Source organism: Bacillus cereus (assembly GCF_002567495.1).
Taxonomy (GTDB): Bacteria; Bacillota; Bacilli; order Bacillales; family Bacillaceae_G; genus Bacillus_A; species Bacillus_A cereus_AQ.
This window is the reverse complement of sequence record NZ_NVAP01000018.1, coordinates 12,840-33,681: the sequence shown is the minus strand read 5'-3', so window position 1 is coordinate 33,681 and position 20,842 is coordinate 12,840. Positions and strand designations below refer to the sequence as shown.

Below are 20,842 nucleotides of genomic sequence, written 5' to 3'. Positions count from 1 at the left end.
TCGACAAATTATGAAAAAGTATCTTGCCGGTCTTGCGGCAGTGTCTGTAGCAGGAGGAGCAGCACCTACACTTGATAGTGTTCAAGCTGCACCTGAACAAAATACACAAAAAGCTGCTACAACTGTCCAAGCTTCTGCATCAAACGACTCATCTTATAAGGTAAACGCGAGCGTATTACATGTTCGTGCAGGATCAAGCACTTCTCACGACATCATCTCACGCGTTTATAACGGTCAATCACTAAACGTGATTGGCGAAGAAAATGGTTGGTTCAAAATTAACATTAATGGAAAAACAGGCTTTGTTAGTAGCGAATTCGTATCAAAAAATGGCGCAGCAAACAACAATGTAAGTACAGGTGGAAACAATAAAGTTACTGCTGATGTATTACGTGTACGTACAGCTCCTAACACATCTAGTTCTGTTTCTGGACGTGTATATGCAGGACAAACATTAAACGTAATTGGTCAAGAAAATGGTTGGGTGAAAATTAACCATAATGGACAAGTAGGTTATGTAAGTGGCGAATTCGTATCTGGAGTTTCTTCAAATTCAGGTTCTTCAAACAACAATACGAATAATAACAACCAAGAAGTAAAACCAGCCAATGGAAACTATACAGTAAATGTATCTTCTCTTCGTGTTCGCACAGGCCCTAGCACTTCTCATACAACTGTAGGTTCTGTTACAAAAGGACAAGTAGTACAAGTTGTTGGAGAAGTTCAAGATTGGTTCAAAATCAATTACGCAGGACAAACTGCTTATATAAGCAAAGACTACGTAACAAAAGGCGGTTCTAACGAAAACGTTACAGAAGGCAACAAACAAGATAACAAACAAGAGCAAAACAATAACGGAGCTATTCAAACTGGCGGTTCTTACGTGGTTAACGCTACATCTTTACGTGTTCGTACAGGCCCTGCTGCTTACCATAGTGTAATTGGTGGCGTTTTAAACGGTACAACATTAAACGTAGTTGGATCTGAAAATGGTTGGTTTAAAGTAAATTACCAAGGAAAAACAGGCTTCGTTAGTAGCGAATTTGTAAAATTCGTTAAAGGTGGCACTACTACTCCTGAGCAGCCAAAACAACCTGAACAACCAAAACAACCTAACCAAGGTGCAATTGGCGACTACTACATTAATGCTTCTGCACTAAATGTACGTAGCGGCGAAGGTACAAATTATAGAATCATAGGCGCACTTCCACAAGGTCAGAAGGTTCAAGTAATCTCTGAAAACTCTGGATGGAGCAAAATTAACTACAACGGACAAAATGGTTATATCGGAACACGTTACCTGTCTAAAACACCAGTTGGTGGTGCAGTAGATAATAAGCCTAACAACAACCAAAATAACAATCAAAACAACAACAATAATAATAATACTGGCAATAATAGCGGCGACAGTTCTTCCGTACTTGCATATGCAAAATCAATGCAAGGTGTACCGTACGTTTGGGGCGGAACTTCTGCTAACGGTGTTGACTGCAGTGGTTACATCTACCACGTATTTAAGAAATTTGGTCATAACATTAGCCGCCAAAGTGTTGCTGGATATTGGAGTAGCCTACCACAAACTTCAAATCCACAACCTGGCGACTTAATTTATTTCCAAAATACTTATAAATCAGGTCCTTCTCACATGGGTATCTACCTTGGGGGCGGATCATTTATCCAAGCTGGAGATAAAGGTGTCGCAATCGCTTCATTAAGTAACTCTTATTGGAAGAGTCACTTCTTAGGATACACGAAAGCACCTTAATTAGTAGTTTCAAAGCCTTCTAGTTTACTAGAGGGCTTTTTTGCTATGAGTTCAACATATTACTCCCGTTCCCCTACCCTCTCTCTACAAAAATAATATATCCATTCTTCCATTTCATACACTTTATTCTGCAAAAATAATCCATAACGTTATCATAATGTATATATTTACATAAAAAACATAACCTATTTCATGTCTATTTATTTTATATGTGTTTTTTTAAAGAATTTTCTTTTTATTTAAACTTTTCATTAGACGTTTGACCTCCGATGTCCATTATGATAAGTTACTTAAGATGTTATATTCGTAAACGTATAGACAACTGGTTTATACACTGTTTTTACTATGAGGAAGGAGCATACACTGCATGAATCTTTTATGGGGAATTGGCGGCGTGATTGGAGTATTAGCAATTGCTTTCTTACTATCTTCCAACCGCAAAGCTATTAATTGGCGCACAATTTTAATCGCGCTAGCATTACAAATGTCATTTTCATTTATCGTATTACGATGGGATGCTGGTAAAGCAGGTTTAAAACACGCTGCTGATGGTGTTCAAGGATTAATTAACTTTTCTTACGAGGGAATTAGGTTCGTTGCTGGGGATTTAGTCAACGCAAAAGGCCCTTGGGGATTTATCTTCGTTATTCAAGCACTACTTCCAATCGTATTTATTAGTTCATTAGTAGCAATCTTATATCATTTTGGTATTATGCAGAAATTTGTTAGCGTCGTTGGTGGTGCATTAAGTAAACTTCTTGGCACTTCTAAAGCAGAAAGCTTAAACTCAGTAACGACTGTATTTTTAGGACAAACTGAAGCTCCAATCTTAATTAAACCTTACTTAGCACGCTTAACAAATAGTGAATTCTTCGCTATTATGGTAAGCGGTATGACAGCTGTTGCTGGATCCGTTCTTGTCGGCTATGCAGCAATGGGTATTCCGTTAGAGCACTTATTAGCAGCTGCAATTATGGCAGCTCCATCAAGCTTATTAATTGCAAAACTAATCATGCCAGAGACAGAAAAAGTAGATAATAACGTTGAACTTTCTACAGAACGTGAAGACGCAAACGTTATCGATGCAGCTGCACGCGGTGCATCTGAAGGTATACAACTTGTTATTAACGTAGCAGCAATGTTAATGGCTTTCATCGCATTAATCGCTTTATTAAATGGATTATTAGGATGGGTTGGTTCTTGGTTCGATATTAAACTTAGCCTTGATTTAATCTTCGGTTACTTACTATCACCATTTGCAATCTTAATCGGTGTTTCTCCAGGTGAAGCTGTACAAGCAGCAAGCTTTATCGGTCAAAAACTTGCAATCAACGAATTCGTTGCATACGCAAACTTAGGACCACACATGGCAGAGTTCTCTGACAAAACAAATCTGATTTTAACATTCGCAATCTGTGGATTCGCAAACTTCTCTTCTATCGCAATTCAACTAGGTGTAACAGGAACGTTAGCTCCTACTCGCCGTAAACAAATTGCACAATTAGGGATTAAAGCAGTTATCGCTGGTACATTAGCGAACTTCTTAAACGCAGCAGTTGCAGGTATGATGTTCCTATAAACTTATATAGAGTCTTCTCTTTCTCCAAGAGAAGACTTTTTTCATGCAATCCAAACGTATTTTATATATCTATCAAGCACTTTATCCCAAATATAAGAACATTATGATACAATAATATTCAAGTCTTTTTATTTTTCTTATGAAAATAGAGATACTACTTGGTGTTGCCCTTCAAAAGAATGTAACGACATAGTCAATTTCTTAATAATTGCGCATACTACAAGTATCTATGGATGAAATAGCTTTAAGGAGGAAAGTTTTGTGAAAGATAAGTTCTATAAAATCCTCTCTATGTGGATTCTACAAATTGTATTTTATTTTACTACTGTACATGTGACGAATTATGAGCATGCGCTCATTTTTACAATAATATACGTAATCGTAAATGTACTATTCTTATTTTTAGCTGACAAAACAGCATTTATTTTCTTCATACTAGGAACCATTATTTCCGTATTTTATTTATTTTATCAAGCATGGCTTCATTTATGGAGTACATCAGATCAATGGCAATATATGATTACCCACTTCCTGATGGTAGCCAACTTCTTCATTGTATACATAACAACTCACCTATTGAAAAAAGTTATTCATGAAAATAAAACTTTAACTGAGCGTGTGAGAACGTTGGAACAATATATTGGAGAATCAAAATTACTAACAAGACAAGAATTTGAAAGACGCCAAGCATTATTAATAACTGCAATGAATCGTCGTAACGAAACAGGCATCATGATTTATTTTGACTTCACTTCCTTTAGTAAATATACAAAAGAAAGTGTTATGGACCGCGTATCTTCATTATTAGTTGAAACAGTAAGGAATGATTTTGACCTTGCTGCTGAATATGATGAGAATACATTAGTTATTTTATTACAGAACACAAATGAGGCTGGTGCAGATATAGTAATGAACCGTCTACAGCCAAAATTAGAAAAATGGCTTGCAGCTGAAGCAATCCGTGATATAAAAATTTCACGCGAGCAAATTGGAAATAAAGGACAGGCATTATTATGATGACTCTCGTTATACTTCTTTTATTCCTTCTGTTTTGCGTACTTGTTTTTTGGATCAGTATCACATTTTCAATTAAATATGTACTTATTTTTACGGCCTTTCTATTCTCTGGCTTACTCGTTTACTACTCTTTCTTAACAATCGCGGGCTTAATTCATCGAAATACTAAACGAAAAGATCGTACGCTAGAACATTATCCGAGCGTCGATATTTTCATACCTGCTCATAATGAAGGGGTCGTTATTAAAGATACTTTAGAGGCAATGGCGAAGATTGAATATCCAGGAAAGCTAACCATTTATTTATTAAATGATAACTCTCAAGATGAAACGCCTGAAATCGGCGATGATTTCGACAAAGCTTATGCCCACATTCGTCACATTCGTGTTCCGTCCGGTGAACCGAAGGGTAAATCACGCGTATTAAACTACGGCCTTAGTATTTCAGATGGTGAATACTTCTGTGTTTATGATGCAGATAACCAACCTGAACCACACGCACTGCGAATGCTTGTAGAACACGCTGAAACAACTGAAGATGCGGTTGGGGCAGTTGGACACGTTCGTACTGTAAATGAAAAAAGAAACTGGCTGACGCGAATGATTTCGCTAGAATTTCAAATCTTCCAGCTCCTTATGCAATCTGGACGCTGGTTACTATTCCAAACGGGTTCACTAACAGGAACAAACATGCTTCTTCGTCGCTCAGCACTAGAAGAGCTTGGTGGCTATGACCCTTACGCAATTGCAGAGGATGCTGAATTAACATTACGAATTACGCAAAAAGGTTATCTCCTGCCAATCGTTCCAGAATCGGTTACTTGGGAGCAAGAACCAGAGCATTTAAAGATTCTTATTAAACAGCGTACACGTTGGCTTCAAGGGAATTTATACATTTTAGAAAAAATGTTCTCTTCATTAAGTTTCTTTAAAGGAAAACTTCTCGCCCATTCCTTACAGCAAGTGTTAGTGTATGTCGTATTTTGGCTTTTCCTAATCATTTCAAACGTTTGGTTTGTAATTGGGTTACTTGGGATATTCCAGATTCAATATAGTATCCCACTATTATTTATGTGGTACGTCGCATACATTACATATGTTTCACAATTATTTAGTGCCCAGAGTGTCGAACGAACCTTTACACCGACTAATATTTTCATTAGTGTTATCATGTACTTTACGTACGCACAGCTCTTTACGTACTTATTCATTCGTAGCTTAATTTTATACTTACGTGCAAAGAGCAAAAAACAAGTCATTGGCTGGGATAAAACAGTTCGATTCAAAAAAGATAAATAATAAAAATAAGCACAGAGCGCCGTATGCTCTGTGCTTATTTATTGCCGTATAAATTATATATCAGACAATACCCCTTAGCTGAAAGTAATTTCACGTCCATCCCCCAACGAACGATCGACCTTCATTTATATACGAAAAAGTGATTGCTATTTTTGTAGAACCAATTGCTTCTCTTGCTGTTCTTTGCGCGTTTCAGTCTTAGGTTCCGTGCTTTCTTGGACACTACGATGTGCCACACGTTTCAAACAAATATGCTTCCACTTTCTTTCGTAACGTTTCATTATTCTAGATGTCCCCCTTGAATGCGCTTTAAAACTATTTGAAATCGCTTACAGGAAATAATATAGCACATATACATAAAAGTGACAACACATTTCCGACATATTTTTGACAAAAATACGAATAGAATTCGTAAAATATCGAATATTGTCGAAACCTATCGTTTTTTCTTCGTATAAAAGGCATACTACTTATATAGTAAAGTATTTTATTTCCCTTACCCGCATTTCAAATTCCTTCTATATAAAATGAAATTTTAATCAGCCCTCACCAATCGGGCTTTTACATGCAGCCCGTCCCCTACCTATCACTGAATTTTGAGGTGTGGGTCTTACTGCCCGGTAAATAGAGAGATAAAAAAGAGCTGATATGAAATCAGCTCTTTTCCTTCTATTATTAATGACGCTTCATACGCCCTTCTTTTTGTAACTCTTTAAATAATGCTGCCATCATAAAGAAAATAACAAATACGAACGGGAATGCCGCAATAATAGCAGCTGTTTGCAAGGCTTCTAATCCGCCAATATATAATAGAGTAGAAGCTATCGCAGCTAGAACAATCCCCCAAATCATTTTAATACGATTTGGTGGGTTTAAACTACCATGTGTCGTTAACATTCCTAAAACAAATGTCGCAGAATCTGCAGATGTAATAAAGAATGTTGCAATAAGTAAAATACCTAAAACTGATAAAGCTGATCCAAAGCTACCCATCTGATCGAACATAGCGAATAATCCTACTTCTGTTCCCATTTCTTTCACTTTGTCGAAGATATGTGCATCACCAAACAGCTCCATATGAATACCTGTTCCGCCGAAAACTGAGAACCAAAGTGCACCAATTACGGTCGGTACAAGTAACACACCAATAACAAACTCACGAATTGTACGGCCTCGTGAAACACGAGCAATAAACGTACCTACGAATGGTGACCATGCAATCCACCATGCCCAATAGAAAATTGTCCATGACTGAATCCATTGATTTCCGCCTTCGTCTAAAGGACTTAATCGGAAACTCATGCTTGGCAATTCTTGAATATAAGAACCAATTGTTGAAGTGAAGTAATTCATAATAAAGTTTGTTGGACCTGCAAATAATACAATAATCATAAGTGCAAATGCCAAAATAATGTTCGCATTACTTAAATATTTAATTCCTTTATCAAGACCTGTTTGAGCAGATAACATGAAAAGAACTGTTACGATTGCAATAATAACCAACTGTGTCGTTAATGAATTCGGGATAGATGTTAAATAGCTAACACCACCTGCAATTTGTTTTGCGCCAAGACCTAGTGACGTTGCAACACCAAACACAGTCGCGAAAACAGCTAACACATCAAATGAATGAGCAATACGCCCGTGTTCCCCGCCCTTAAATAACGGACCTACTGTCGCACTAATCGTACTTGCCTTTCCTTTTCTAAAGGTGAAATAAGCAATACATAACGCTACAAACGCATATAGTCCCCAAGGATGTAATCCCCAATGGAAAAATGAAAAACGCAGTGCAAGGCGTGCACTTTCCTCAGTTGCACCATCTCCAAACGGAGGTGCGTATAAATGGTTTAATGGTTCTGCAACGCCCCAGAAAACTAGACCAATACCCATACCAGCACTAAATAGCATAGCAAACCATGTCATATAACTATAATCAGGTTCGTCATCATCTTTACCTAAACGAATAGAACCGTATTTCGAAACAATTAAAAAGATAGACACACCTAAAACAATAGAAACGGAAATAATATAAAACCATCCAAACTTACTAACTAATGCAGTTTGAATTGCAGTTGTTACATTTCCTAGGCTACCTTTTCCAATAATAGATTCGGGAATAATCCCCCAAAGTGTAAATGCAATACATAATGTTAATGAAACGATGAATGTTTTTGTTAGTTTCCTCATCAAATCCCCCTTCGTAGGTTTCACTTTTGTAAATAACATAAATTCCGATATGTAAAATCGGATAGAAAACTATAATTTTGCGGTGATTTTCTTACTTTCACTTTCACCAATTAGAATTCTTATGGACAGCCTTACCTTCCGTATAACCTTTTCACTCTGCAAGAGCTACAAGTTAGAAATACTGCTGTCAAATTGTGTGAGAAAAATGCGGATGGGAATGTATTTTCCCAAAAAAGGATGTGTTACATATGTAAAAAAGGGCAAATTTCTTCCTTGCAACCCTTTCGTTTTGTAACAATTATGCGGTTTTTTTGCTAGTATATTGCACGTGTTTATAGCTTCACAAACAAAATGTTTATGTTTATATAACTATATTACCCATAAAACGGTAAAATACTCAAGGAATGTAATCGTTTAGTAAACATCATGTAACATTCCTGTAACATTCTTATTTACGCCGAAAAAAACATGTTGTATTAAATATTTTGAATATAACTAGAAACCTTTGAGTCATATAGAATGAAAAACGCTTTCCTATATTTTTTGTTATATTACAGGATGTTAACGACTCATTACGAATGGTTTGTAATTGTGTGTTTTCCCCAAATCCGAAAAAATCTGTTGCTATAATGAGGACACGAAAACAAACGCAATGGAGGCTATCATGAAAAAATTAATTGGTATAGCAACAGCAGCAGTTTTTGGTCTTGGGATTTTCACATCATCTGCTAATGCAGAAACTGTTGTAACAACAGACGTACTAAACGTACGCGAAAACCCTACTACGGAATCAAAAGTTGTCGGTAAATTACTAAACAGTAATAAAATAGATGTTCTTAATACAGAGAACGGATGGTCAAAAATCACTTTAGATGGTAAAGACGCATTCGTAAGTGCAGAGTTCACAAAAAGCATCTACTACGTAACAGCTAACGTATTAAACGTACGTGCTGAAGCGAACACAAACTCAGAAGTTCTTGGAAAGTTAAAGAAAGACGATGTAATCGAAACAACAAACCAAGTACAGAATGAGTGGTTACAATTTGAATATAACGGGAAAACAGCTTATGTTCACGTTCCTTTCTTAACAGGTACAGCACCTGTAATTGAGAAACAAGAAACAGTTGCTCCTGCTAAAGCTGAAGCACCAGCTAAGGCTCAAACAACTGCAGCACAAGCAAAACCAGCTGCTAAGCCTGCTGTGAAAGCTGCTGAAACTAGCGAACCATCTGGTGGTCGTGAGTTAACAGTTGTAGCTACAGCATATACAGCTCACCCGAGCGAAAACGGTGGCACATATGGCGGCCGTGTATTAACTGCAATGGGTCATGATTTAACTGCGAATCCAAACATGAAAATGATCGCTGTTGACCCGAAAGTAATCCCATTAGGATCTAAAGTATGGGTAGAAGGTTACGGAGAAGCTATCGCTGGAGATACTGGTGGTGCAATTAAAGGTAACCGTATCGATATCTTACTTGGATCAGACAGTGCTGCCCAAAAATGGGGACGCAAAACTGTTAAAGTGAAAATTTTAAAATAACCAATGACTGCTAAATTACAAGCCGGTTCTCTTTATTGAGAGCTGGCTTTTATTTATTTATAATACATATAAGGAGGCTATGCCCATGAATGTACAAGCAAAAGTAGACTGGATTGGTACACCAAAACCGTACATATATAAAGATGAAGTAACATATGACGCTACTTCTATTGATTTTTCACTCACAAATGATGACAATCGCTATAAGTTAATTGTGCTCAAGTCCGAAAATAATACACATTACAAAATTGTGCAATATGGAATCAAACCAGGCTCTCAAAAGCCATTCCCTATCGACATTCCATTTGAACAAAATATGTTGCCAATTATAGAACAAATATTACATGATCCATATGTACAAGCGATATTAAAAGAATCTCGCTTCTAATTACTAAAAAGGATGTCACCTAGTAAAAAAATTTGACTAGGTGACATCCTTTTCTAATTCTCCTTAGTGAATGAAAACTAGACCAATGAATTGACACAGAATATCGATGATATACTATCTAAAAAAGAGACTGTTCTAAATGAACAGCCTCTCTCATATTAACGAGTTGGACTAGATACATCTTCTGATTTCAACGTATTATTTGCACCAAGAGAATGATACAGCATCTTTCCATTTCCATTCACAGTTACAATATGTTCGTTATTAAAACTTTTGAACTTCACAGATCCATCACCGTAACGAATATGGTACTCTTCATATGCCGTTACTTTATATTTCGTATCACTTTGACGCTCTACATTACGAACTTCCATCGTTAATAAGTCTTCTGTAATTCCTTTTTTGTGTAAATACTGTATATAATCACGGTCTTCCTTATACGATTTCCCGCTCTTATCATAATTATTTTCAATTAAACTAAAATCATTTAATGAAATTGCACGTACATTATCATAAATATGATTTTTTACAAAGTCGCCCACTGCTGAATTTGATGTTTCTTTCGGGAATTTTAAGTAATACGTGCTTTGGTCTCCAATTTTAACACTTTCAGATTTCATCACACCAAAATCAGTAGTTTTCTCTAAATGTACTTCTACCGTTTCATCTGTGGATACAGGACCAAGCTTATAACTTCCATAACTTAATTTTCCGCGTTTTTTTCCGTTCACAAATACAGTTGCATCACTTTCATCAGAAGAAATACTTACATACTTGCCTTCAAGCGATAAATCCACTTTCACTTTCTCGCTCTGTTCATCCGCTAACTCTACTTCTTTCTCTGTTTCTAATTCAGTAAGTTCTGTCTTCGCCGTTGCCTTTACAACATATGTACCTGGGAAGTATGGCCCCAACTCTTTCGAAGTTTTATCACTAGAAAGTTCTGCTTCTTTTTTATCATTCACATATACTTCTGCATTCTTTGCAGTTGTACTAATGCTCATATAATAAGATTTCATGCTGAACTTATACTTTGGATATAAGAACCACTCTTTTCCCTCTTCTACTATTTCCCCGTCTTTAAATGAAGATTTATCTTTTGTTAACTTTTGATCTACTGTCTCTTTCTGTAAATAAGACAACAATTGTTTGTTGTAAGAAGGGTTCTCTTTTAAATAACGCATGTACGCTTTCATATCCTCTGTCTTAATCTTTAAGCTTGAATCATTTGCTTTCACGAACTCATCAATTGCATCAATATCTTTCTTTTGGAGTGCTTCAATCATTACATTTATTTGCTTTTCTTTTGAAAACTTATATGCTCCAAATTTATATGCCCCAAATAATAATGCAGCAATAATGGCAAAACCAATGATTAAAAATAAATTTTTCTTACTTGTCACTGGTTTTGTCTCGCTTTGTAATTCTGTATATGAAGCAGCAGTGTTATCAATGATTACCTCTACTTTACTCCCACACTCAGGACAAAAGTTCAAATGGTCTGCAACGTTCTTTTTACATGTTCCACAAAACTTCAACGTGCTCTCCTCCTATTTTTTAGCTAATTTCATTCCAGCAAATGCCGCTACGTATGTCACAATAAAACTAAACAAAGTTAAATATACAAATGAATTTTGCATAGATAGTACCGTTCCACTTGTTCCAAATAAACTTGTTACAGTTCCTGAAACATTAATTTGGAACTTAGAAATCATATTCATTACAATCATCATAATTGTGTAAGAACCACTGCATACTGCTAATGTAATATATATATTGGCAGTCGGTAATTTAGCTAACTTTCTTCCCGCTCTAAACATAAGGAACAATGGAATAATAAGCAGTAATAAACCGTAATGGAATACATTATTCACTTTATCAAATTCTGCAAGGCTTTCCTCATTTGCTCCTTTTGAAATCAATATCTCTCTAAGCTCTACACCATTTACAGAGACACCTGATATAAATGAAAACGATAATGTGCTCTCAGATATTTCCGACCTCTTACCAATTCCAGTAAATTCCTTACTAAGTGCTGGACTTGATACTTCTAACGGCGCAAAATGAGCCATACTCCATAATTGAGGTGTTAATTCTAATGCTAATAATGTACTTTCAGATTTTAAAGTTGTTATTTCTTTTAATGGTTCAATACCGTCTTCCTTACTTACTAACGCCATAATACAAACCGCTACTGCTGTTACTAAAAGTCCTTTTATCATAGCTGAAATACCGTAATAAACAGACGCTCCATATGGCATTAACTCTTGAAATGCTGCTGCCATATTGTTTTTGCTTGTATGAGCAATGAATCCTAATAAAGTAAATAATGTCCCACATACAAAACCACTCAATAAACTCTTAATCGCTGAATAGCCAACCGTAATCTTACCTGCTTCTGAGAATGGAATTGCAAAAGATTGTGATGCTATAAAACTTATAATGAATAAAAAGATGCCATAAATAATACCAACTGTTGATGCCATAAAGATTTGATCTTTAATCGTTTTCGCAACATGCTGTTTCCCTAACCAAATTCCTGTACCAGCGAAAATAATAAATGGAATGATTAGTAGTAATGTAAATGGAGTATGCCAAGATAAAGAAAATATCAATCCACTATCGTCATTAGCTGTAAAACCAAGTAAATGATAACTTAACATCGTAGAAGTTGCACTCGAATAAAAACTTGGCAACATATCTAATTCTTTCGCAAATTTGCTAAACATCTCACTTATTATAGAAGCAAATAATAAACTACCAATCCAACCAGCAATTAACATGAGAATACTTGCAACAGCCCCACCAATAAAACCTTTTTGTAAAATGGCTTTATCTGCTTTAAATTCAACTTTAGGAGCGCCATCCATTGCAGGTAATTTTAAAGATTGTTCTTTTTTCTTCACAACAAATAAAGAATGCCCACACTTTTGACAATATAAATTTTTTTGAGCATTTTCACTGCCACAACCTTTGCAGTATTTTGCAGTATCTTTTTCTAACGTTACTGCATCTATAGCTCCTGCAATCTCCATACTACCTTCATTCGGGCAATAATTTACTTCTTCACCATGTTGTTTTCCACATGTGCGACAATACATCTAATTCACTCCCCACTTTGCTTAATTCCACAAACTGGACAGTAAGTAGAGTTTTTATCGATGTGCTCATTACATGAAATACAATTTACCGTTTCACCTTCATTTTCTACTGCTAACATCGGGTTAGGCTTTCCACACGAACCACAAAACTTATCATTTATTGATAAAGGTCCACCACATTCACATGTAGCTTTTTCACCTTGTTGTTTTTGCAATTCAACAATACGCTTTCTTGCTTGATAAATAGCTACATCAAATTCTTGAACTGGAGCAATCATTTCTTTTAAGCTAGCTTCATTTACTCCATTTCCCCTTAATTGAACGTACACTTGCTGTCCAACCTCTAATAGAACCTCTGCTTTTTTCTGCATTTGCACTTGCATCCCCTTTTTCAATTGAGCAATTTCTTGTGCAACTTGCAACTTCATTTTCCCTTGTTCTATTCCTTCTTGTAACTTATTCATTCCACTGCCTAACTTCGTCTGTAAATCTGACAAATCATTTCTCCTCCTATACGTATATATTCATATATAAAATTAACATTTTATATATTACCATGATTTTCAAATTATGTAATCCAAATTTCATTTTTTCTGTTTTGAGCATTTTTTGTTTATAATGGTAAAGGAAAGAAATATGTGTACGGAGGAATATTATGCTGCAACACTCAATTACGAAAGATGAAATTATGATGATTGCGAATGAGTTCGTTCAAGGACTAGATCCACAGCAAACAGCTGATCAGGAACATGTCGCTACAGCTCGGCACCTATATCGTAGTGGTGTTGTCTACAATGTTGACTTTGATGGTTATACACTATCAGGAACTGTAGATGCGGAAGGCAACGTATATAGCGTTCATATTCCGATTCGTAATGTCGCTGAAAGTTATTGTGATTGCTTCGCACCAACACAATGTGAGCATATGCTCGCTGTATTACTATCTGCAGCGTCTAGTTTCGGGCAAGTAGGAGATGTATTAACTTTATTTAAAAACAATACGAAACCTTCCCTTCCTCCTATTCGAACTGCAAGACAAGTATTGCAATCATCAGCTTTTGAAGAAACTGATTATAAAAGTTGGCAATCGTATTTTGAAAAAGAATATGAATCATTTAAAAAAGAACAAGCTCGCCTTACTTATAAACAAATGTATTTTCTTATGAGTATCTTTACAGATTTCTATACGAAACTTGAGCGGAAAGCTCCGCGTGTCATTGCGATACATGAATTATTCAGGATACACGCAGCACTTTACTGCTTTCAAAAATTATTAGAAGAAATTCAGGCATTTGAAGCAAACAAAACGTATTCTTATCACCAACCTGTTAATGTCATTCGCCTATTTGTAGACAAAGTGGAATCCATCGTTCGGGACTTACAATCAGAAGCGATTCCTTCAGAGTCTGAAATAATTTTGCAAGAAACAGCTCGTCTCGTTCATGAAGTATTCTTCTCTACCGACGCTTATACGCAAGAGCGATTTTTCATTTATCGTCACATATGGAGTGAACTTTTAAACAATAAAGAGAAAATACAAGAAGAAGAAAAACGAATCGATACGAAAATCAATCCACTATCCAGAGCGTTAGCGTCTTCCCATCTTCTCTTTTTGAATGACGAAGATCTACTAGCGATGGACTTACTAAAAAAACAGCCTGCTTCTGTTGTGAGTCTATACTTCTATTGGTTAGAAGAACTATTAAGTGCCATGCAGTGGGATCGTGCGAAAAACTGGCTTTCCTTTACGTATAAACAAGTAAAGAAAACGATCCAAGATCACGAAAATACGATTTTTATAAAAGATGTCGTTCGGCTATTTGTAATCATGTATGAAACATATGCAACACATACAAATGAACAAGCTGGTTTCGAAATGATCTTACAAGAACTATTACCGTATAGTTTCACAAACTATGAACAGTACGTACTCGCGAAAAAACAGTATCGCACATGGGCAGAACTTCATCTCCTATATGGATTTGAAGCAATTGAACTGTTAAAAGAGCCACTGAAAGATATTGAAAAAGAAGCGCCAGAAGCGGCACTTCCTCTTTACCATCTTGCTGCTGTAGAGGCAATTGAAGAACGCAATCGTAAATCATATAAACGCGCAGTTCGTTACTTAAAGAAATTACGTACATTATATAAACGATTAAAACGCACCGATGAATGGGATGCTTTCATTATTCACATCGCCAATCTCCATTCACGTCTGCGTGCACTACAAGAGGAATTACGGAAAGGAAAATTAATCGATGATCAATCAAACTGAAGTAACAATTAGGCTCCAGCATGTTAGTCAAGGTTGGTTCCTTTGGGGAGAAGATGACAGCGGTACTCCATTATCCGTAACAAGCTGGAAACGAAATGCATTCACATGGCACTCCACTTCTTTCTACGGTACGTTTCTAAAAGAAGCAACCTTCGAAGGGAAACAAGGTGTTATGCTAACAAACGCACAAGCATTTGAATACATCGCAAACAAACCGATGAACTCCTTTGCACATATTCAAATGAACGATCCTATTACAGCACTTACGAAAGATGCAAATGAATTATGGGACGCCTTCGTAAGCGGTAGCTTCGTACCTGATATGGAACGTTGGCCCAAACAACCATCTTGGAAAGTTCAAAATACACCAATTGAAGATGACACATTAGCAACTCTTTTCTCAACCTCGGTAAATGAAAGTATATTGCAAGATAACCGATCAAATGACGGATGGGAAGATGCAAAGAGACTATACGAACATTACGACTTTACGAAAAGACAGCTGGAAACAGCGCTACATGAAGAAGATTGGCTTCGAAAAATCGGTTACATTGAAGATGACCTTCCATTTACAATTGGACTGAGACTGCAAGAACCACAAGAAGAATTTGAAATGTGGAAGCTTGAAACGATTGTGACGCCAAAGCGCGGAGCACATCGCATATATGTATATGAAAACATCGATTCCTTACCGAAAAGATGGCACGATTACGAAGAACGTATTACAGAAACGCAAGAAGGCTTTAGTAAGCTCGTGCCGTGGCTAAAAGAAGAGGATACGTTCAGAAAAGAACTGTTTGAAACGGAAGCGTGGAATTTCTTAACAGAAGCAAGTGACGAGTTACTTGCAGCTGGTATTACAATTTTATTACCATCATGGTGGCAAAATTTAAAGGCAGCAAAACCGAAGCTACGTGTACAGCTGAAGCAAAGTACAGCACAAACACAATCTTTCTTCGGCATGAATACGCTCGTTAATTTTGATTGGCGCATTTCAACGAACGGCATTGATTTATCAGAAAGCGAATTTTTCGAACTCATTGAACAAAACAAACGATTATTCAATATAAATGGTCAATGGATGCGACTGGATCCAGCATTTATTGAAGAAGTAAGAAAACTAATGAACCGTGCTGATAAATACGGACTAGAAATGAAAGATGTCCTCCAGCAACATTTATCAAACACTGCTGAAACAGAAATTGTAGAAGAGGATAGTCCGTTTACCGATATTGAAATCGAACTAGACGGATATTATGAAGAGCTATTCCAAAAGTTACTCCATATTGGAGATATTCCAAAAGTAGATGTCCCTGCTTCACTAAACGCAACACTTCGTCCGTATCAGCAACACGGCATTGAATGGTTATTATATTTACGAAAACTTGGATTTGGGGCATTGCTAGCTGACGATATGGGACTCGGGAAAAGTATTCAAACAATCACTTACTTACTATATATAAAAGAAAACAATCTCAAAACAGGCCCTGCATTAATCGTAGCGCCGACATCTGTTCTTGGAAATTGGCAAAAAGAATTTGAGCGTTTCGCACCGAATTTACGTGTTCAATTACACTACGGCAGTAACAGAGATAAGGGCGGTTCATTCGAAGGTTTCCTTCAATCAGCAGATGTTGTATTAACATCTTATGCACTAGCTCAACTCGATGAAGAAGAACTGACTTCATTATGCTGGGACGCTGTTATTTTGGATGAAGCACAAAATATTAAGAACCCACATACGAAACAGTCGAAAGCAGTACGCAACTTGCAAGCAAATCACAAAATCGCTTTAACTGGTACACCGATGGAAAACCGCCTCGCTGAGCTTTGGTCCATTTTCGATTTTATTAATCATGGATATCTCGGAAGCTTAGGACAATTCCAGCGCCGCTTCGTCACACCGATTGAGAAAGATCGTGATGAAGGAAAAATCCAGCAAGTTCAACGGTTTATCTCACCATTTTTACTGCGCCGAACGAAGAAAGATCAAACAGTCGCATTAAATTTACCAGATAAACAAGAGCAAAAAGCTTACTGCCCTCTTTCCGGTGAACAAGCTTCCTTATATGAACAACTTGTTCAAGATACATTACAAAATGTAGAAGGATTAAGCGGAATTGAAAGACGCGGCTTTATATTGCTTATGCTGAACAAGTTAAAACAAATTTGTAATCATCCAGCTCTTTATTTAAAAGAAGAAGAGCCACAAAATGTCGTTGAACGCTCTATGAAAACAAAAACGTTAATGGAGCTTATCGAAAATATAAAAGACCAAAATGAAAGTTGTCTAATCTTCACTCAATACATCGGCATGGGGAACATGCTAAAACGTGTGCTAGAAGAAAAATTCGGCCAACGCGTCCTCTTCTTAAACGGTAGCGTACCGAAGAAAGATCGTGACAAGATGATTGAGGAGTTCCAAAACGGAACGTATGACATTTTCATCTTATCCTTAAAAGCTGGTGGAACAGGGTTAAACTTAACCGCTGCCAACCATGTCATTCACTATGATCGTTGGTGGAATCCAGCTGTAGAAAATCAAGCAACAGACCGCGCATATCGTATCGGTCAAAAACGATTTGTTCATGTTCACAAACTCATTACAACAGGAACATTAGAAGAAAAAATTGATGAAATGCTAGAAAGAAAACAATCTCTAAACAACGCAGTCATTACAAGCGATAGTTGGATGACTGAACTATCAACAGACGAACTAAAAGAATTACTTGGTGTATAAACATAAAACAAAAAGCGCTAATCTCGAAATGAGATTAGCGCTTTTTTCTATTCCAAAACCAATTACTTATTATAATTCCCGTTAATCCGCCGCACGTATCAAGCAAGGAATCTTGCCACATTGGTGTACGGTCTCCCGTAAACCATTGGTGAATTTCATCAAATGTTGCATAACCCGCAACGAAAAGAAGGGCATATATAAAACATCTTTTCCTCGGATAACCCGATCGATGAAAAGCGTAATAAATCAATGAACCTAGCATAAAGAACACCATAAAATGAGCACCTTTACGAAGGAAAAACTCAATAAATCCGCCTACACCTTTATTCGCAATACTAACAGGTGTACCTCCACCATAATCGATAGATACCCATGAAAAATGCTCTTTCACAAACTCAACATTTACATATTGCTCAATATCTGAGCGCATATCCTGCTTTTTATATGGCTGTGCCGAAGAGTAGAAAATCAGCCCCATCCAAAGTAATACAGGAATCCAAAATAACAATTTACGATTCATTATCCAGAAATCTCCTCTCTTAATCTTTTAAGGGTACCAAAAAAAAGAAAAAATTTCACGCCAAAACATGACATTTGCAACCTATTTATAAAGTGAAAGGAGGTGATACACATGGCAATTGAAACAATCGTAATGGATTTAACTTTACGCCTAGTATTAAACAACGGATTAGATAAGAACGGTAAAACAGTTTTCAAGAACAAACAATTTAAACGTGTTAAAACAAATGCGAACTTAGATCAAGTACACAATGTAGCTCACGCTCTTGCTTCCTTACAAGCATCACCACTTCACTCTGTACAACTTGTAAGCACATCAGATCTTTCTAAACTATAAAGTAAAATCCAAATCAGTGGGGCTTTTATTCATCCCCACTGATTATTAGCCCATAATTTAACGGGCAGACCCGAATCCCCTAAATAGCGGGATAAATAAAAAGGAGGAAATAACACATGCAAGTACTAGAGTTAATTTTTGCGAAAGAAGATGGAAAAACAGTCGTTTTTTCTATTGATACGCCCATCACACCGATCGATGCACAAGTCGTAAATCAAGTAATGGATACAATCCTTGCCTCATCTGTATTTTCATCCATTGATGAAAATACACGAAAAAAGGGAGCTCGCCTTGTAGAAAAAAGTGTATCTGAAGTTCCAATTACTCTATAAAGTGAAACTTAAATCAGTAGGGGGGTTCCTCCCCTACTGGTCATTACCTCACAAATTACGAGATAAATGAAAAAGACGAATCTGCATCATTTTGCAGATTCGTCTTTTTTCTCCGGCATTTCAATCGGAATAAAGATTTTTGAAAAACCGACACATACATACTTATAATGCTCTTCGCCTATATCAAACTCAGTCGTATATGTTGAGAAGAATATATAATCATTTCGCTTCGTATAATGATCAATTAATAATCCAACCTGTGGCTCAACATACTTTTTCGCTAACTTCTTACCAGCCGATGCTAAGTCGCCAAGGAGACCCTCGTCATTTTCTTTTTGAACCTCATCTAGCTTCTTACTCACATCATTACGTTTCATAAACTGCTTCGCTGCCCAGTCTGTATATTCTCCTTTACTCGGATTACTGTTTGCTAAATATACTAGGAGAATGACAACTAAAGCCATAATAATATACTTTTTCTTCATACTATATCACCGCCTACTCTTTTCTATTTTCATATATATGTACAAGCGATGCAAATTAGAAAGACTATCACCTATTGATTGTAAACGAATAGCCAAAATTTACAATATGAAATAGAATATTAACAATCAATTTACTTAATTTATATATAATTATATTCAGAATGAAAATTATAAGGGAGGATATAGAATTATGGATAATGAAAACAACATTTTTATTTCTAGTTCTACAATGATGCTTGAACCATGTAAACACCCTTATTACCGTACAAAAATTATCGACAGTAGCGGGAACCATCTTTACTCTTGTCAAACTGCTCTCCAACTTATACAGAAATCTTGTCTAACAAATATTCATTCTACTTATCAAGGGAGACGTAATGCCGTAAAAACAAAATTTAAATTTAAACAAAACGTTCCAATTCCGATCAACCATAGAGAATATATTTGTGCTTTCCCAACAGAATCTCCTGCTTCTCCAAATTGTATTTGGCTTTTCTTCAAACATGTTCATACAATAGAGTTTTTCCAAAAAGCTAAACAAGCTAAAATTCATTTTTCAAACGGAGCTACCGTAACGATACAAATTAGTTCCCATAAGTTAAGTCAGCAATTATGGAAAGCTGGATATGTATTATCCCAAATGAACATGCAAGATTCATCACCTTAATAACAAATAGAATGGAAGGTAGTATTTCCTTACCTTCCATTCTATTTGCTATTTTTATCCTCTTACACTATCTCGCATTTTCTCGAGTGCTTGCCGATACATCCATCTTACTTGATAATATGTCATTTCCATCTCTAAAGCGATTTCCCCCATCGTCTTTCCTGCAAAAAAACGTTCAAAAATAATATACTTCTCCTTCTCATCTAACACACTCATAAAATCTTTCACTCTTATTTCAACATCTTCAAAATGAAAAATATCCTCATACTCACCTACACATACATATCTTTCTTGTACAGTAGATTCTTTCTTCAATCTTTCTAATATATAACCACGCACCGTTACAAGTGCATATGCAGGGAAATACCCCTTCTCCGCATCAAATCTTTCATACGCATGCCAAAGACCAATTAAACCACATTGATAATACTCTTCATGCTCTTGATAAATACCTAGCTTCTTTATTTGATTCACAATCATCCCTTCATACAAAACAACTGCCTCTTTAAAAGTCGCTGGCTTCACACAGTACCCGTTTCTAAAAGGTATACCTTTCTAGTATTCCGCGGTACCTTCACAATATAAAAATAAAGAAAAGATTTCACT

The 20,842-nt window shown here is 36.3% G+C and carries 18 protein-coding genes; 11 read left to right on the top strand and 7 right to left on the bottom strand.

The annotated features are described in order from the left end of the window. The first annotated feature begins 10 nt into the window (after nucleotides 1–10). From COK05_RS08395 to COK05_RS08380, 4 genes are all read left to right on the top strand, one after another. Nucleotides 11–1,765 carry a C40 family peptidase gene (locus COK05_RS08395; protein ID WP_098612223.1) on the top strand — a complete coding sequence of 585 codons (1,755 nt, stop codon included), beginning with the start codon at nucleotides 11–13 and terminating at the stop codon, nucleotides 1,763–1,765. A gap of 367 nt (nucleotides 1,766–2,132) precedes the next feature. Continuing rightward, on the top strand, nucleotides 2,133–3,344 hold the full coding sequence (locus tag COK05_RS08390; RefSeq protein WP_098612222.1) for a NupC/NupG family nucleoside CNT transporter: 1,212 nt from the start codon (nucleotides 2,133–2,135) through the stop codon (nucleotides 3,342–3,344). Nucleotides 3,345–3,605: 261 nt separating this feature from the next. Continuing rightward, nucleotides 3,606–4,361 (top strand): dGTP triphosphohydrolase, encoded by a 756-nt coding sequence (locus COK05_RS08385; RefSeq protein ID WP_098612221.1) that lies wholly within the window; start codon nucleotides 3,606–3,608, stop codon nucleotides 4,359–4,361. Next, nucleotides 4,358–5,659: a glycosyltransferase family 2 protein gene (locus COK05_RS08380; RefSeq protein ID WP_098612220.1), complete on the top strand. Its 1,302-nt coding sequence runs from the start codon at nucleotides 4,358–4,360 to the stop codon at nucleotides 5,657–5,659. Before COK05_RS08385 ends, COK05_RS08380 begins: the two co-directional genes overlap by 4 nt. Before the next feature lie 675 nt (nucleotides 5,660–6,334). On the opposite strand, the gene opuD is transcribed toward COK05_RS08380, so the two are convergent. Next, nucleotides 6,335–7,849, bottom strand: coding sequence for a glycine betaine transporter OpuD (gene opuD, locus COK05_RS08370; protein WP_098612219.1), 1,515 nt, complete (start codon nucleotides 7,847–7,849; stop codon nucleotides 6,335–6,337). A 664-nt stretch (nucleotides 7,850–8,513) separates the two neighbouring features. Between opuD and COK05_RS08360 the strand changes: the two genes are divergently transcribed. Both COK05_RS08360 and COK05_RS08355 read left to right on the top strand, forming a co-directional pair. Beyond that, nucleotides 8,514–9,392, top strand: coding sequence for a cell wall-binding protein EntA (locus tag COK05_RS08360; protein ID WP_098612217.1), 879 nt, complete (start codon nucleotides 8,514–8,516; stop codon nucleotides 9,390–9,392). A gap of 85 nt (nucleotides 9,393–9,477) precedes the next feature. Beyond that, nucleotides 9,478–9,780 carry a DUF3910 family protein gene (locus tag COK05_RS08355; RefSeq protein WP_098612216.1) on the top strand — a complete coding sequence of 101 codons (303 nt, stop codon included), beginning with the start codon at nucleotides 9,478–9,480 and terminating at the stop codon, nucleotides 9,778–9,780. Between the two features lie 158 nt (nucleotides 9,781–9,938). Here the strand turns inward: COK05_RS08355 and COK05_RS08350 are convergent, their stop codons facing one another. From COK05_RS08350 to COK05_RS08340, 3 genes are read right to left on the bottom strand one after another with little or no spacing between them, the layout of a single operon-like run. Next, the gene (locus COK05_RS08350) at nucleotides 9,939–11,318 is read right to left on the bottom strand and encodes a zinc ribbon domain-containing protein (protein ID WP_098612215.1); all 1,380 of its coding nucleotides are present in this window, start codon (nucleotides 11,316–11,318) and stop codon (nucleotides 9,939–9,941) included. A gap of 12 nt (nucleotides 11,319–11,330) precedes the next feature. After that, nucleotides 11,331–12,881, bottom strand: coding sequence for a zinc ribbon domain-containing protein (locus COK05_RS08345; protein WP_098612214.1), 1,551 nt, complete (start codon nucleotides 12,879–12,881; stop codon nucleotides 11,331–11,333). A gap of 5 nt (nucleotides 12,882–12,886) precedes the next feature. Next, nucleotides 12,887–13,378 (bottom strand): zinc ribbon domain-containing protein, encoded by a 492-nt coding sequence (locus COK05_RS08340; protein WP_001281749.1) that lies wholly within the window; start codon nucleotides 13,376–13,378, stop codon nucleotides 12,887–12,889. A gap of 158 nt (nucleotides 13,379–13,536) precedes the next feature. Here COK05_RS08340 and COK05_RS08335 point away from each other — a divergent pair, with 158 nt between their 5' ends. Next, entirely contained in the window at nucleotides 13,537–15,156 is a 1,620-nt protein-coding gene (locus COK05_RS08335) for an SWIM zinc finger family protein (RefSeq protein ID WP_098612213.1), read from the top strand. Further along, the gene (locus tag COK05_RS08330) at nucleotides 15,140–17,896 is read left to right on the top strand and encodes a DEAD/DEAH box helicase (protein ID WP_098612212.1); all 2,757 of its coding nucleotides are present in this window, start codon (nucleotides 15,140–15,142) and stop codon (nucleotides 17,894–17,896) included. The genes COK05_RS08335 and COK05_RS08330 overlap by 17 nt, the downstream gene beginning before the upstream one ends. Before the next feature lie 34 nt (nucleotides 17,897–17,930). Here the strand turns inward: COK05_RS08330 and COK05_RS08325 are convergent, their stop codons facing one another. Further along, complete coding sequence (locus tag COK05_RS08325; RefSeq protein WP_098612211.1) at nucleotides 17,931–18,416, bottom strand: VanZ family protein; 486 nt, start codon at nucleotides 18,414–18,416, stop codon at nucleotides 17,931–17,933. A 111-nt stretch (nucleotides 18,417–18,527) separates the two neighbouring features. On the opposite strand from COK05_RS08325, the gene COK05_RS08320 reads away from it, so the two are divergent. Continuing rightward, nucleotides 18,528–18,752: a DUF1659 domain-containing protein gene (locus COK05_RS08320; RefSeq protein ID WP_065485898.1), complete on the top strand. Its 225-nt coding sequence runs from the start codon at nucleotides 18,528–18,530 to the stop codon at nucleotides 18,750–18,752. Nucleotides 18,753–18,868: 116 nt separating this feature from the next. After that, complete coding sequence (locus tag COK05_RS08315) at nucleotides 18,869–19,084, top strand: DUF2922 domain-containing protein (protein ID WP_098612210.1); 216 nt, start codon at nucleotides 18,869–18,871, stop codon at nucleotides 19,082–19,084. 86 nt (nucleotides 19,085–19,170) lie between these two features. Here COK05_RS08315 and COK05_RS08310 read toward each other — a convergent pair whose 3' ends face one another. Further along, the gene (locus COK05_RS08310) at nucleotides 19,171–19,569 is read right to left on the bottom strand and encodes a DUF4359 domain-containing protein (RefSeq protein WP_098612209.1); all 399 of its coding nucleotides are present in this window, start codon (nucleotides 19,567–19,569) and stop codon (nucleotides 19,171–19,173) included. Nucleotides 19,570–19,759: 190 nt separating this feature from the next. Between COK05_RS08310 and COK05_RS08305 the strand changes: the two genes are divergently transcribed. Beyond that, nucleotides 19,760–20,236: a competence protein ComK gene (locus COK05_RS08305; protein WP_029443634.1), complete on the top strand. Its 477-nt coding sequence runs from the start codon at nucleotides 19,760–19,762 to the stop codon at nucleotides 20,234–20,236. Nucleotides 20,237–20,290: 54 nt separating this feature from the next. Here the strand turns inward: COK05_RS08305 and COK05_RS08300 are convergent, their stop codons facing one another. Continuing rightward, complete coding sequence (locus COK05_RS08300; RefSeq protein ID WP_098612208.1) at nucleotides 20,291–20,761, bottom strand: sigma-70 family RNA polymerase sigma factor; 471 nt, start codon at nucleotides 20,759–20,761, stop codon at nucleotides 20,291–20,293. Between the last annotated feature and the right edge of the window lie 81 nt (nucleotides 20,762–20,842).

Coding starts and splice junctions, on each gene's coding strand:
- COK05_RS08395 (WP_098612223.1), top strand. CDS start 11: ATGAAAAAGTATCTTGCCGGTCTTGCGGCAGTGTCTGTAGCAGGAGGA.
- COK05_RS08390 (WP_098612222.1), top strand. CDS start 2,133: ATGAATCTTTTATGGGGAATTGGCGGCGTGATTGGAGTATTAGCAATT.
- COK05_RS08380 (WP_098612220.1), top strand. CDS start 4,358: ATGATGACTCTCGTTATACTTCTTTTATTCCTTCTGTTTTGCGTACTT.
- opuD (WP_098612219.1), bottom strand. CDS start 7,849: ATGAGGAAACTAACAAAAACATTCATCGTTTCATTAACATTATGTATT.
- COK05_RS08360 (WP_098612217.1), top strand. CDS start 8,514: ATGAAAAAATTAATTGGTATAGCAACAGCAGCAGTTTTTGGTCTTGGG.
- COK05_RS08355 (WP_098612216.1), top strand. CDS start 9,478: ATGAATGTACAAGCAAAAGTAGACTGGATTGGTACACCAAAACCGTAC.
- COK05_RS08345 (WP_098612214.1), bottom strand. CDS start 12,881: ATGTATTGTCGCACATGTGGAAAACAACATGGTGAAGAAGTAAATTAT.
- COK05_RS08335 (WP_098612213.1), top strand. CDS start 13,537: ATGCTGCAACACTCAATTACGAAAGATGAAATTATGATGATTGCGAAT.
- COK05_RS08330 (WP_098612212.1), top strand. CDS start 15,140: ATGATCAATCAAACTGAAGTAACAATTAGGCTCCAGCATGTTAGTCAA.
- COK05_RS08325 (WP_098612211.1), bottom strand. CDS start 18,416: ATGAATCGTAAATTGTTATTTTGGATTCCTGTATTACTTTGGATGGGG.
- COK05_RS08320 (WP_065485898.1), top strand. CDS start 18,528: ATGGCAATTGAAACAATCGTAATGGATTTAACTTTACGCCTAGTATTA.
- COK05_RS08315 (WP_098612210.1), top strand. CDS start 18,869: ATGCAAGTACTAGAGTTAATTTTTGCGAAAGAAGATGGAAAAACAGTC.
- COK05_RS08310 (WP_098612209.1), bottom strand. CDS start 19,569: ATGAAGAAAAAGTATATTATTATGGCTTTAGTTGTCATTCTCCTAGTA.
- COK05_RS08305 (WP_029443634.1), top strand. CDS start 19,760: ATGGATAATGAAAACAACATTTTTATTTCTAGTTCTACAATGATGCTT.